Genomic DNA, 13711 nt, shown 5'->3' with positions numbered 1-13711 from the left:
CTGACCGGGCGTTCAACGCTGACTCAGCCGCAGACCCCCAATCAGAGGGCGCCCATGCGGCGGGTTGAGTGCAGTCAGGCGCGGAAGAAACTCACCGATCCCTGCAGGGCTTGCGCCTGTTGCTGTAGCGATGACGCTGCAGCCGCGGCCTGCTCAACCAGTGCTGCGTTCTGTTGCATGGTTGTGTCCATGGCACCAATGGAATGACTGACCTGGCTGATGCCTTCGGCTTGCTCCCTGGCTGCAACCGAGATCTCGGAGATCACGTCGCGTACCTGCTTGACCGCCTGAACAGCCTCGGCGATGGTCGAGCCAGCTTCACCCACGAGATGGCTGCCGCGATCCACGCACTCCACGCTGGCGTTGATCAGGGACTTGATCTCGCGTGCGGCGTTGGCACTGCGCTGCGCCAGGGCGCGCACTTCAGATGCCACCACGGCAAAGCCTCTGCCCTGTTCGCCTGCGCGTGCAGCCTCGACCGCCGCGTTCAGCGCCAGGATGTTCGTCTGGAAGGCGATGCCGTCGATCACACCGATGATTTCCGAGATCTTGCGCGAACTGGTGTTGATGTCGTTCATGGTCTGCACGACGTCCCCCACCACGGCGCCACCGCGTTCAGCGACATCACTGGCGCGACTGGCGAGATCCTGGGCCTGTGCCGCGTGATCTGCACTGTGCTGCACACCCGTCGACAACTGGCTGATGGTCGCCACCGTCTGCTGCAGGTTGGACGCTTGCGCTTCCGTGCGCGAAGACAGGTCCATATTGCCCGATGCGATCTCCCCCGATGCATGCGACACCATGTCGGCCGACTCGCGCACCTGGCTGACCACACGCAACAGGCTGTCGTTCATCTTGCCCATGGCGGCGCGCAACTGACTGACTTCGTCCTGCCCATCGGCATGGATGTTCACGCGCAGATTCCCATTGGCCACTTCGGTCGCCGCAGACACGGCCTGAGCCAGGGGATCGGTGATGCTGCGCAGGATCAGCCACGCTGCCGAAGCACCGATGCCAAGCGCCACCAGTACCACACCCAGCATGGTCGTGATCGCCGCCCGCATCCTGGCCTTGGCCACGTCCAGCGCCCGAGCCTGCATGGTCTTGGCAGACGACAGGACCCCGGCCACGATCTCGTCGATCTTCTTGGTCGGTGGTCGGTCCATGCCCTTGACGAGCTTGTCTACCTCATGGGCACTGTGATCGGGATTGGCGCGGTCATAGTGCGTCAGCGCATCCAGGTATTTTGATTTGAGCTCACTCAGCGCGGCCTGGGCCTGATCGATGTCCGACGTGGGCAAGTTCATGCCGGACAGCACGCCCTTCAACTCCTGCAACCGGGCTTGCGTGACCTCGCCCTCTTTGGCGAAAGCCGTGCTGTATTTCTCAAAGGCGGCTTGATCACCACCGCGCAGCAAGGTGTTCTTCCACTCCTGGATCTGAATCTTGAACGACACCTGCGCGCTCCGCGCCAGGTCGATGGCCTGCTCGAATTGCTGAGCCTTGTGCGCGCATGCTTCAAATTGCGCCTCATCGGCCTTGAGGCCCCACCAGCCGGTGGCCCCCACCACCAGCAACGCGAGGCTCATGGTCCCGCCGAGCACGGCAACGCGTGCGCCGATCTTCAAGTCCGAAAGGTTCATCACGACTCCCTGGTCGTTTCGGGCTGTTGGCTCGCCAGCCCACCGGCGATCGCCGGGCTGGCGGCATGGCTCAAACGGCAACGCCCAGCATGAACACTTCTCCGGCTGAAGTTCCCTCGATATCGGGCAAAGACACCTCGACCTGAAGAGTTGAAAAGCTTAAATAAGCATGAAATGCAGGCTCAAATGACGCCATCTGCCAGGCCATTCGGCAACGTCACAACGGCGGAGGTGTACGCAGCCAGGAAGGCCGGCGGCATGCGGCGCACCTTGCCTTGCGCAATATCCACGCACACAAACTGCGAGTGCCCGCGGAAAACCGTGGCGCCGTCGTCCAGCCGGATGAACTGATATTGGCGCCGCATGGACAACTTGTCTGCCTGCGTGATCCAGGTAGCCAGCGCCAAGTGCTCCCCCAGGCGTGTGGCCTGGATGTAGTTGAGCTCGTGCTGGCGCACCACCATGCCATGACCCAGGGCCTCGTACTCTGCAGGCCCCAACCCCAGCGCGATGGAGTGCGCCCAGGCCACATCCTCCAGCCACTGGAGATAGACCACATTGTTCGTATGGCGCATGAGGTCAATGTGCTGATCCTGTACGGATACCTTGAGCACATGCGGGTTGGGGAGGTCCCATTTGAGGTCGGTCACAGAGTTGCTTGTCATGGCTTGTGTGTGATGCGGATTGGCGCCATGATGCCATTCAGCATCCGAAGGGGACGGCCATGAAGATTGCACCCTGCGTTTTCCTGATCACAGGTGGTTGCTCCGGCCTGGGCGCGGCCGCCAGTCTGATGGCCTGGGAGGCTGGCGCGCGCGTGCTGCTGGCCGACCGCTGCGCCCCGCCGCCTGATCACCCTTTGCGGCAACTGGATGCGCATCAGGAACGATGGCACTGGATGGACACCGACGTCAGCGATGACACGCAAGGGTCTGCCGCTGTGTACATGGCGCAGGATCGTTTCGGCAGGCTGGACGTGCTGCTCAATGCCGCTGGCGTTGCTTTCGAGGAAAGCCTGCACGGTCGTGAGGGGCCTCACCAGTTGTCCACCTTCCAGCGTGTCATGCAGGTGAATCTCCTGGGGAGCTTCAACATGATGCGGCTGGCCGTGTCGGTGATGATGGCTTCTCCACCTCGGCCCGGCGAGGCCATGGACGCCTGCCGGGGGGCGATCATCAACACCGCCTCGATTGCCGCTTTTGACGGTCAGATGGGGCAAGTCGCCTACGCGGCCTCGAAAGGTGGCATCGCCGCCATGACCCTGCCCGCAGCACGCGATCTGGCGCGCGACCGCATCCGCGTGATGGCGATTGCGCCCGGGGCCTTCAACACGCCGCTCGTGGCTGGCCTGCCTGCGGAACGGCAGGCCGCCCTGGCCGCCAGCGTGCCCTGCCCGACCCGCCTGGGGCAGCCGCAGGAATACGCGGCACTGGTGCGCCATATCGTGGAAAACGACTACCTCAATGGCGAGGTGATACGCCTGGACGGCGGGCTGAGGCTGGCCGCCAGCTGAGTCTGACTCAAAGGGTGAACGCGTTGCGCGCAATGCGTCACAAACACGTGTTTACCCTAGGTTTTGCATCCCCCACAAGCTGAGCGGCCCGTGGCATGATCGCGCCATTCTTGAGTGACACTCAATTTTGATCGTGCCCACCAGCCTGCAACGCACCACGCCTCGTCGAGCCAAGTCCCAGGAGCGCATCCAGACGCTGCTGAGTGCCGCTCGACGCGTTTTCTCCGAGCACGGCTACCAGCGCGCCACGACCGCCCAGATCGCCGAAGCAGCGGGGGTTTCCGAGGCGACGGTGTTCACCTACTTCCCTGGCAAGCGGGAACTGTGCATCCAGGTCATCAAGGACTGGTATGACGAAATCAGCAGCGAGCTGGAGCGCGATGTGCCGCACCTGCACGGCGTGCACGCCAAGCTCAGCCACGTGGTGCGCGCCCACCTGGTGACGCTGCTGGCCGATGGTTCGGGCATGTGCGCCCTGGTGCTCAGCGAAGGCCGCGCCGCCGAGCCGGAACTGGCCCAGGTGATCACCGACTGCAAACGCCGCTACACCGCCCCCCTGATGGACTGCCTGGCCGAAGCCCAGGCGCAAGGCCAGATCCGTCAGGACATGCCACTGCGCCTGCTGCGCGATCTGGTTTACGGCTCGATGGAGCACGTGCTGTGGGATGCCATCACCACGATGAAGCGCCCCCGCATCGACACCACGGCAGAACAACTGACCGAACTGATCTGGAGCGCACTGATGCCCAAAGACGCCTCCCTGGCGGCCCTGAGCCGCTTCAAGGATGAGGTGAGCGAAGCGCTGCGCCACATCCAGCCCCAACCCTGAGGCCCACACCGACCATGCCCGTCATCGAGACCCAACTCAATCCGCGCTCCGAAGCCTTCAAGGCCAGCGCCCAGGCCATGCAAGCCCTGGTGGATGACCTGGAACAACAGCTCGCCCGCATCGCGCTGGGCGGCGGCGAAGCCCCTCGTGCCAAGCACCTGGCCCGCGGCAAACTGCTGCCACGAGACCGCGTAGAGCAACTGCTGGATGCCGGCTCGCCCTTCCTGGAAGTGGCACCACTCGCCGCGCTCAATGTGTATGACAACGCCGCACCTTCGGCTGGCGTGATCGCCGGCATCGGACGCGTGTCCGGCGTGGAATGCATGATCGTGTGCAACGACGCCACGGTCAAAGGTGGCACCTACTACCCGCTGTCGGTCAAGAAGCACCTGCGTGCGCAGGAGATCGCCGCGCAGAACCACCTGCCCTGCATCTATCTGGTGGATTCGGGCGGTGCCAACCTGCCCAATCAGGACGAAGTCTTCCCCGACCGCGACCACTTCGGCCGCATCTTCTACAACCAGGCGAACATGAGCGCGGTCGGCATCCCGCAGATCGCCGTGGTGATGGGTTCGTGCACGGCCGGTGGCGCCTATGTGCCTGCCATGAGCGACGAAACCATCATCGTGCAGAACCAGGGCACCATCTTCCTGGGCGGTCCGCCGCTGGTGAAGGCCGCCACGGGTGAAGTGGTGAGCGTGGAAGACCTGGGCGGCGGCGACGTGCACACGCGCCTGTCGGGTGTGGCCGATCACCTGGCCCGCGACGACGCCCACGCGCTGGCCCTGGCACGCCAATGCGTGGCGCGCCTGAACTGGCGCAAGACACCCGATATCGCGCTGCAGGAGCCCCGCGCACCCCGGTTTGACGAGGCCGAACTCAACGGCATCATCCCCACCGATACGCGCAAGCCTTTTGACGTGCGCGAGGTGATCGCCCGCATCGTGGACAACTCCGAGTTCGACGAGTTCAAGCCCCGCTATGGCAGCACGCTGGTCACCGGCTTTGCGCACATCGAAGGCATGCCCGTGGGCATCGTCGCCAACAACGGCATCCTGTTTTCGGAGAGCGCCAACAAGGGCGCCCACTTCATCGAGCTGTGCTGCCAGCGCAAGATCCCGCTGGTCTTCCTGCAGAACATCACGGGCTTCATGGTGGGCCGCAAGTACGAGAACGAAGGCATTGCGCGCGCAGGCGCCAAGATGGTGACGGCCGTGTCGTGCGCCCAGGTGCCCAAGTTCACGGTGATCATCGGTGGCTCGTTTGGCGCCGGCAATTACGGCATGTGCGGGCGGGCCTACAACCCGCGCTTCCTGTGGATGTGGCCCAACGCACGCATCAGCGTGATGGGTGGTGAACAGGCCGCCAGCGTGCTGGCCACGGTCAAGCGCGATGGCATCGAGGCCAAAACCGGCTTGAAGGGCGAAGAAGCCTGGAGCGCCGATGCAGAAGAAGCCTTCAAGGCACCGATCCGCGAACAGTACGAGGCGCAGGGCCACCCGTATTACGCCTCGGCCCGCCTGTGGGACGACGGCGTGATCCGTCCCACCGACACACGCCGCGTGCTGGCCCTGGCCTTGAGTGCCAGCCTCAACGCACCGATTGGCGACACGCGTTATGGCGTGTTCCGCATGTAAGGAGCGCGCGCATGTCCCGATTGGATATCCAGCATGAAGGGCACGTCTGCCACGTGTACCTGAACCGGCCTGAACTGCGCAACGCGTTTGATGCCGAGACCATTGCCGAGCTGACCCACGCGTTCAGCGACTTGGCCACCGACAAGGCCTTGCGTGCCATCGTGCTTGGCGCGCATGGCAAGGCCTTCTGCGCCGGCGCCGATCTGAACTGGATGCGCGCCATGGCCGACTACACCTGGGCCGAGAACCACGCCGATGGCGGGCGTCTGGCGCAGATGTTGTGGACGATTGCCAGCAGCCCGGTGCCCGTGATTGCCAAGGTGCAAGGCGACTGTTATGGCGGTGGCGTGGGCCTGGTGGCTTGTTGCGACGTGGTGGTGGCCGCCGAGCAGGTTGGGTTCTGCCTGTCGGAAGCGAAACTGGGCCTGAGCCCCGCCACCATCAGCCCGTATGTGATCAAGGCACTGGGCGAGCGCGCTGCCAAGCGCTACTTCGTGACAGCCGAGCGCTTCACCGCTGCACGTGCGCAGGCATTGGGCCTGGTGCACGAAGTGTGCGCAGCCGATGACCTGCACGAAGCCACGCAGCAGGTGGTGCACAGCATCACCCACAACGGCCCGGCGGCCGTGCGGGCCTGCAAGCAACTCGTCCAGGACGTGGCGGGCCAGCCGCTGAACGAGACCTTGCGCGACATGACCGCGCGCCGCATCGCCGACATCCGCGCCAGCGACGAAGGCCGCGAAGGCCTGCAGGCCTTCCTGCAAAAGCGCACGCCTGCCTGGCTGGCCGATGCCCGGCCTGCACCAATCAAACCAGGCGTGCGTGATCTCGCCGAACCCAACGACTGAAGCGCCCGGAGCCGTGATGTTTCAAAAAATTCTCATTGCCAACCGAGGCGAAATCGCCTGCCGCGTGGCGGCGACCGCGCGCCGCATGGGCATCCGCACCGTGGCCGTCTACTCGGACGCAGATGCCAACGCCCAGCACGTCAAAGCTTGTGACGAAGCCGTGCACATCGGCCCGGCCAGCCCGCGTGAAAGCTATCTGCGCGCCGACCGCATCCTGGAGGCCGCCAAGGCCACCGGCGCCCAGGCCGTGCACCCGGGCTACGGCTTCCTGAGCGAAAACGAAGACTTCGCACAAGCTTGCGAAGAGGCTGGCATCGCCTTCATCGGTCCGCCCGCCTCCGCCATTGCGGCCATGGGCAGCAAGTCCGCCGCCAAGGCGCTGATGGAAAAGGCCGGCGTGCCGCTGGTGCCTGGCTACCACGGCGACAAGCAGGATGCCGCCTTCCTCAAGGCCCAGGCCGATGCCATGGGCTACCCCGTGCTGATCAAGGCCAGCGCAGGCGGTGGTGGCAAAGGCATGCGCGCCGTGCAGGCTTCTGCCGACTTTGAAGCCGCACTCGCATCCTGCCAGCGCGAAGCGCAAGCCAGCTTTGGCAGCGCGCATGTGCTGGTCGAGCGCTACGTCACCCAGCCACGCCACATCGAGATCCAGCTCTTTGGTGACCAGCAGGGCAACTACGTCTACCTCTTCGAGCGTGACTGTTCGGTGCAGCGCCGCCACCAGAAAGTGCTGGAAGAAGCCCCTGCCCCCGGCATGACAGCCGAGCGCCGCCAGCAGATGGGCGAAGCCGCCATCGCCGCGGCGCGCAGCGTGGGCTATGTGGGCGCGGGCACCGTCGAGTTCATCTGCGAGCAAGATGGCCGCTTCTATTTCATGGAGATGAACACCCGCCTGCAGGTGGAGCACCCCGTCACCGAGGCCATCACCGGCCTGGATCTGGTCGAGTGGCAACTGCGCGTGGCCGCAGGCGAGCCGCTGCCCCTGAGGCAGGATCAGCTGCAACTCAAGGGCCATGCCATTGAAGCCCGGATCTGCGCCGAGAACCCCGCACAGCAGTTCCTGCCCGCCACCGGCACCTTGCAGATCCTGCGCACACCCGCCTCGTCTTCATTTGAAGTGGCCCCCGTGCGCGTAGACAGCGGCGTGCGCGAAGGCGACGTGATCTCGCCTTATTACGACTCGATGATCGCCAAGCTCATCGTGTGGGGCGAAGACCGCGATGCCGCACTGAGCCGGCTGGATGCCGCCCTGCGTGACCTGCACATCACCGGCCTGCACACCAATGTGGCCTTTGTGCGCAGGGTGATCCACACCGCCTCCTTCTCGAAGGCCCACCTGGACACCGCCTTGATCGAGCGCGAGCATGCGGCGTTGTTCCAGGCACCTGGCGTGCCCGCCGAGGTGGCCATAGGTGCCGCCATGGCCAGCCTCTTGCGTCCGGCCAAGGCCGCCCATGGCAGCAAGGCGCGAGACCCCTGGTCCGTGCAAGACGGCTGGCGCCTGTCGGGCCAGCCGCGCCATCGAGAGGTGCTGCTGCATGAGGGCCAGCCCCTCACCGTGACCACCACCCGCGTGGGGCCGCGAGACTATGAGCTGCAGGTCGGCGATCAACTCGGCAAACTGAGCCTGCTGAGCGCACAAGGCGATCAGCAAGACATCAGCCTCAATGGCCAGCGACTGCGCATCAACACCTACCGCCATGAAGACGACATCCATGTCTTCACATCAGAAGGCGCTGTACATCTGCAACGCGTGAACCCCTTGACCCTGGTCGACCACAGCCACCAGGGCACAGGCCGACTGACCGCGCTGATGCCCGGCAAGGTCGTGGCCTTGCTGGTGAAAGAAGGTCAGCAGGTCAAACAGGGCGAGCCCCTGGCCGTGACCGAGGCCATGAAAATGGAGCACACGCTCACCGCGCCGCAAGACGGCACCGTGGCCGCCATCCTGTGCGCCGTGGGTGACCAGGTGGCAGAAGGTGTCGAACTGCTGCGCATCGACTAACCAGAGGTCTTCATCATGATGCCTTCTCACTTCCCCAGACAGGTCTCACTGGTTGATGTGGGCCCGCGTGACGGCCTGCAGAATGAGGCCCGCCCCGTCGATGCGACCGACAAGATCGAGCTGGTGCACCGCTTGCAGCAGGCCGGCCTCAAGCAGATCGAAGTCACCAGCTTCGTGAGCCCCAAGTGGGTGCCGCAAATGGCCGACAACGCGGAGGTCATGGCTGGCATCCAGCGACAGGACACGGTGCGCTACTCCGTGCTCACGCCCAATATGAAGGGCTTTGAAGGCGCCCTGGCTGCCGGCGCAGACGAGGTCGTCATCTTTGCCGCGGCCAGCGAGGCTTTCAGCCAGCGCAACATCAACTGCTCGATCGCCGAATCCATCGAGCGCTTCCGTGCCGTGGCCGATGCGGCGCGTGCCACCGGCATGCGTGTGCGGGCCGCCGTCTCATGCGCCCTGGGCTGCCCTTATCAAGGCGAGGTGTCCATCGATGCGGTGGAAGACGTGGTCAAGCGCCTGCTCGACATCGGTAGCGACCACATCGGCATTGCCGACACCATCGGTGTGGGTACCGCCGGCCGCGTCAAGCAGGTGATGGAGCGCGCCCTCAAGCACGTGCCCATCGCCGAGCTCAGCGGCCACTTCCACGACACCTATGGCCAGGCCCTGACCAACATCTACGGCTGCCTGGAACTGGGCATCCACACCTTCGATGCCAGCGTGGCCGGGCTGGGCGGTTGCCCGTATGCCAAGGGTGCGACCGGCAACGTGGCCACCGAAGACGTGGTCTACCTGCTGCACGGCCTGGGCATTCAGACCGGCATCGACCTGGGCAAGCTGGTGGACGCGGCGGATTTCATCTCCGGTGTGTTGGGCCGCAAGCCCGTTTCGCGCGTCAGCAATGCCTTGCTGGCCAAACGCGCGCACCCCACCACCTGATTCAACCCATATACCCGAGGAGACAAGACCATGAACCTGCCAGGCCTGAACCACCAGCTCGGTGAAGACATCGACGCCCTGCGCGACACCGTCCAGCACTTCGTCGCCAAGGAGCTGGCGCCCATCGCCGCCGACGTGGAACGCGAGAACAACTTCCCCGCGCAGATGTGGAAGAAGCTGGGCGACCTGGGCGTGCATGGCCTGACGGTGCCCGAAGAATATGGCGGCACCAACATGGGCTACCTGGCTCACATGGTGGCCATGGAAGAAATCAGCCGCGGCAGCTCCGCCGTGGCGCTGAGCTATGGCGCGCACTCCAACCTGTGCGTCAACCAGATCTATCGCAACGGCAGCGAGGCCCAGCGCCAGAAGTACCTGCCCAAGCTGATCAGTGGTGATCACGTCGGCGCCCTGGCCATGAGCGAACCCAACGCCGGCTCTGACGTGGTCAGCATGAAGCTGCGCGCCGACAAGCGTGGCGACCGCTATGTGCTCAACGGCAGCAAGATGTGGATCACCAATGGCGGGGACGCTGACACCCTGGTCGTGTATGCCAAGACCGAGCCAGAGGCCGGCGCCAAGGGCATGACCGCCTTCATCATCGAAAAAGGCTTCAAGGGCTTCGGCAAGGGCACCAAGCTCGACAAGCTGGGCATGCGTGGCTCCAACACCTACCCGTTGTTCTTCGAAGACTGCGAAGTGCCTGCCGAGAACGTGCTGGGTGGCGAAGGCAATGGCGCCAAGGTGCTGATGAGCGGCCTGGACTACGAACGCGCCGTGCTGGCCGCCGGTCCCATCGGCATCATGCAGGCCGTCATGGACAACGTGGTGCCCTACATTCACGACCGCAAGCAGTTCGGCCAGAGCATTGGCGAATTCCAGTTGGTGCAAGGCAAGGTCGCCGACATGTACACCGTGCTGCAGGCCGGTCGCGCCTTCTGCTACCAGATCGGCAAGAACCTGGACAGCCTGGGCGCCGAACACGTGCGCCAGGTGCGCAAGGACTGCGCCTCGGTCATCCTGTGGTGCGCCGAAGAGGCCACCAAGATGGCGGGCAACGGCATCCAGCTGTTTGGCGGCAACGGCTACATCAACGAATACCCGCTGGGTCGCCTGTGGCGCGATGCCAAGCTGTACGAGATCGGTGCGGGAACGAGCGAAATCCGCCGCATGCTGATCGGTCGCGAGTTGTTTGCCGAAACGATGTGATGTCTTCGAAACCCCCACGCTCCACCGCTGCGCGGGTCGCTGCCCCACCAAGGGGGCTGTCCCGCCTTGGGACGGCCCGGCAGCGGAACGCGCCTCGGTAACATCGGCACATGAGCACCACCTCCATCCAGACCCTGATCGAAAACAACCGCCGCTGGGCCGCTGAAACCGAGCGCGACCGGCCGGGCTACTTCAGCCAGCTCGCGCAGCAGCAGAACCCCAAGTACTTGTGGATCGGTTGCTCCGACAGCCGCGTGCCGGCCAACCAGATCACTGGTCTGGAGCCAGGCGAGGTGTTCGTGCACCGCAACGTGGCCAACGTGGTGGTGCACTCCGACCTCAACGCGCTGTCGGTCATCCAGTTCGCGGTGGAATATCTCAAGGTCGAGCACATCCTCGTGGTGGGCCACTACGGCTGTGGCGGCGTGCTGGCCACGCTGCGCGGCATGCGCGTGGGCCTGGCCGACAACTGGCTGCGCCATGTGTACGACGTGAAAATGCGCCACCGCAAGCGCTTGGATCACCTGCCCGAGGCGGTGCAGGAAGACGTGTTGTGCGAGATGAACGTCATCGAGCAGGTCGGCAACGTCGCCTGGACCAACGTGTTGCAGGACGCCTGGGCTCGCGGCCAAAACGTCACCGTGCACGGCTGGTGCTACGGCCTGAAGGACGGCCTGGTGAAAGACCTGGGCGTGAGCATGAGCCGTCCCGATGAGGTCATGACCACCTTCCGCAACGCACTCAAACGCTACCCCAGGCAAGACGCCTGAGGGCGATCCCGGCGATGTTCCCTCAGCGGCTGGACTCCACCGTCGCCTATGGCATCGCCCGGGCCATGATGGACGGGTTCAACCGCCATTACCGCCTGTTCCGCGCCGAATCCGCGCGTGCCAAACACCGCTTCGAAACCGCCGACTGGCACGCCCAGCAACGCGGCCAGCGGGAGCGCATCGAGTTCTACGACCTGCGCGTGAAGGAATGTGTGATGCGGCTGGAGAAGGAGTTCCAGGCCAGCCAGCAGCCCATGGACGTGTGGCAGCAGGTCAAGCTGCATTACATCGGCCTGCTGGTCAACCACCTGCAGCCCGAGCTGGCCGAAACCTTCTTCAATTCGGTTACCACCAAGATTTTGCACCGCACCTACTTTCAGAACGATTTCATCTTCGTTCGGCCCGCGGTCAGCACCGAATACATCGAAGACGAGGCCGTCGGCACGCGACCGACCTACCGCAGCTACTACCCCCGGCGCGACACCTTGGCGGACGAGTTGCGGCGCATGGTGACCGACTTCGACCTGCACGTGCCCTTTGTGGACCTGGAGCGCGACATCGAGCGCGTCCACCAGGCCATGCTGCGCCACTTCGACCACGGCAAGCTGCGCTCCAACTTCCAGCTGCAGGTGTTGTCCAGCTTGTTCTTTCGCAACAAGGGCGCCTACGTGGTCGGCAAGGTCATCAACGGCTTCCAGGAAGTGCCGTTCGCCTTGCCCATCGTGCACCAGCGCCGCGCCCAGCTGGTCATCGACGCCGCCTTGTTCGGCGAGGACGACCTGCAACTCCTGTTCAGCTTCGCGCGCGCCTACTTCATGGTGGACATGGCCGTGCCAAGCGCCTATGTGCAATTCCTGCGCAGCCTCATGCCACGCAAACCACGCGCCGAGTTTTACAACGCACTCGGCCTGGCCAAGCAGGGCAAGACGCTGTTCTACCGCGACTTCCTGCACCACATGCGCCACAGCTCCGACCGCCTGCGCATCGCGCCTGGCATCAAGGGCATGGTGATGCTGGTGTTCGATCTGCCCAGCTTTCCGTTTGTGTTCAAGGTCATCAAAGACCACTTTCCGCACCAGAAGGACACCACCCGCGAGCAGGTGCGTGCCAAGTACCAGCTCGTCAAACAGCACGACCGTGTGGGCCGCATGGCCGACACGCTGGAGTTCTCGCTGGTGGCGTTTCCGCGTGATCGCTTCGAGGATGAGTTGATCGAAGAGCTGCAGAAGTTCGCACCCAGCCAGCTCGAAATTTCCGACCGCGACGGTGATGGCCAGCTGGAGGTCATCCTCAAGCACTGCTACATCGAGCGGCGGATGATCCCGCTCAACCTCTACCTGCAAGAGGCCTTCGACGCCGGACTGAACGACGCTCGTGCACATGCCCAGTTGGAGCACGCGGTCATCGAATACGGCAATGCCATCCGCGACCTGGTGGCCGCCAACATCTTCCCGGGCGACATGCTGTGGAAGAACTTCGGCATCACCCGCCAGGGCAAGGTGGTGTTTTACGACTACGACGAGATCGAGTACCTGACGGACTGCAACTTCCGCCGCGTGCCTCCGCCGCGCAACGAGGAAGACGAGCTGTCGGGCGAGGTCTGGTACGCGGTGGCGAAGAACGACGTGTTCCCCGAAACCTTTGCCCCCTTTTTGTTGGGCCACCCGGCGGTGCGCGAGGTGTTCATGCAGCACCACGCCGAGTTGCTGGACGTGGCCTTCTGGCAGGCGCACAAAGACCGCGTCCTCGCCGGCCACGTGCACGACGTGTTCCCTTACGAGCAGGCCCGGCGCTTCCAGGCGCCGGTGCCCGCTGAAACGGTTTGACCCTTCCTTTTTTGTTTGCACTTTTCACAGGAGTTTTGCCATGTCCACAACCGATCCCATCGTCATCGTTGGCGCCGCCCGTACCCCCATGGGTGCTTTTCAGAGCGACTTCGCCTCGCTGGCCGCCCACGACCTCGGGGGTGTCGCCATCCGTGCCGCCGTGGAGCGATCCGGCGTGGACAAGGCCTTGGTGGACGAGGTGCTGTTTGGCAACTGCCTGATGGCCGGCCAGGGCCAGGCGCCCGCGCGCCAGGCGCTGCTCAAGGGCGGCCTGCCGCTGTCGGCTGGCGCCGTTACCCTGTCCAAAATGTGTGGCTCGGGCATGAAGGCCACCATGTTGGCGCACGACATGTTGCTGGCCGGCAGCGCCACCGTGATGGTGGCTGGCGGCATGGAGAGCATGACCAACGCGCCTTACCTCATGCTCAAGGGCCGCGGCGGCTACCGCATGGGCCACGACCGCATCTTCGACCACATGATGCTCGACGG

11 protein-coding genes and 1 pseudogene are annotated in these 13711 nt (G+C 64.3%); 10 read left to right on the top strand and 2 right to left on the bottom strand.

Translation table 11 applies throughout. The features are described 5' to 3' along the window. Positions 1-74 precede the first annotated feature (74 nt). Complete coding sequence (locus VFW93_RS14845) at positions 75-1643, bottom strand: methyl-accepting chemotaxis protein (RefSeq protein WP_329694742.1); 1569 nt, start codon at positions 1641-1643, stop codon at positions 75-77. A gap of 182 nt (positions 1644-1825) precedes the next feature. Continuing rightward, positions 1826-2308, bottom strand: a complete 483-nt coding sequence (locus VFW93_RS14840) for an acyl-CoA thioesterase (protein WP_329694741.1) — start codon at positions 2306-2308, stop codon at positions 1826-1828. Between the two features lie 59 nt (positions 2309-2367). On the opposite strand from VFW93_RS14840, the gene VFW93_RS14835 reads away from it, so the two are divergent. The 10 genes and pseudogenes from VFW93_RS14835 to VFW93_RS14790 all read left to right on the top strand — a co-directional run. Then, positions 2368-3156, top strand: a complete 789-nt coding sequence (locus VFW93_RS14835) for an SDR family NAD(P)-dependent oxidoreductase (RefSeq protein ID WP_329694740.1) — start codon at positions 2368-2370, stop codon at positions 3154-3156. 133 nt (positions 3157-3289) lie between these two features. Continuing rightward, complete coding sequence (locus VFW93_RS14830; RefSeq protein WP_329694739.1) at positions 3290-3985, top strand: TetR/AcrR family transcriptional regulator; 696 nt, start codon at positions 3290-3292, stop codon at positions 3983-3985. A 14-nt stretch (positions 3986-3999) separates the two neighbouring features. Then, positions 4000-5622, top strand: a complete 1623-nt coding sequence (locus tag VFW93_RS14825; protein ID WP_329694738.1) for a carboxyl transferase domain-containing protein — start codon at positions 4000-4002, stop codon at positions 5620-5622. Between the two features lie 11 nt (positions 5623-5633). Further along, entirely contained in the window at positions 5634-6470 is an 837-nt protein-coding gene (locus VFW93_RS14820) for an enoyl-CoA hydratase/isomerase family protein (protein ID WP_329694737.1), read from the top strand. 16 nt (positions 6471-6486) lie between these two features. Then, positions 6487-8475, top strand: a complete 1989-nt coding sequence (locus VFW93_RS14815; protein WP_329694736.1) for an acetyl/propionyl/methylcrotonyl-CoA carboxylase subunit alpha — start codon at positions 6487-6489, stop codon at positions 8473-8475. Between the two features lie 18 nt (positions 8476-8493). Continuing rightward, on the top strand, positions 8494-9417 hold the full coding sequence (locus tag VFW93_RS14810) for a hydroxymethylglutaryl-CoA lyase (protein WP_329694787.1): 924 nt from the start codon (positions 8494-8496) through the stop codon (positions 9415-9417). 30 nt (positions 9418-9447) lie between these two features. Next, positions 9448-10626 carry an isovaleryl-CoA dehydrogenase gene (locus VFW93_RS14805; protein ID WP_329694735.1) on the top strand — a complete coding sequence of 393 codons (1179 nt, stop codon included), beginning with the start codon at positions 9448-9450 and terminating at the stop codon, positions 10624-10626. Positions 10627-10736: 110 nt separating this feature from the next. Then, positions 10737-11396, top strand: a complete 660-nt coding sequence (can, locus tag VFW93_RS14800) for a carbonate dehydratase (RefSeq protein WP_329694734.1) — start codon at positions 10737-10739, stop codon at positions 11394-11396. Positions 11397-11410: 14 nt separating this feature from the next. Then, on the top strand, positions 11411-13222 hold the full coding sequence (aceK, locus tag VFW93_RS14795) for a bifunctional isocitrate dehydrogenase kinase/phosphatase (protein WP_329694733.1): 1812 nt from the start codon (positions 11411-11413) through the stop codon (positions 13220-13222). A 40-nt stretch (positions 13223-13262) separates the two neighbouring features. Continuing rightward, positions 13263-13711: pseudogene (locus VFW93_RS14790) on the top strand (acetyl-CoA C-acetyltransferase); the annotation flags it as partial.

This window comes from Aquabacterium sp. (assembly GCF_036279675.1).
GTDB lineage: Bacteria > Pseudomonadota > Gammaproteobacteria > Burkholderiales > Burkholderiaceae_C > Aquabacterium.
Note: the sequence above shows the minus strand (reverse complement) of the source record. Positions and strands in the feature narration are given on the sequence as shown.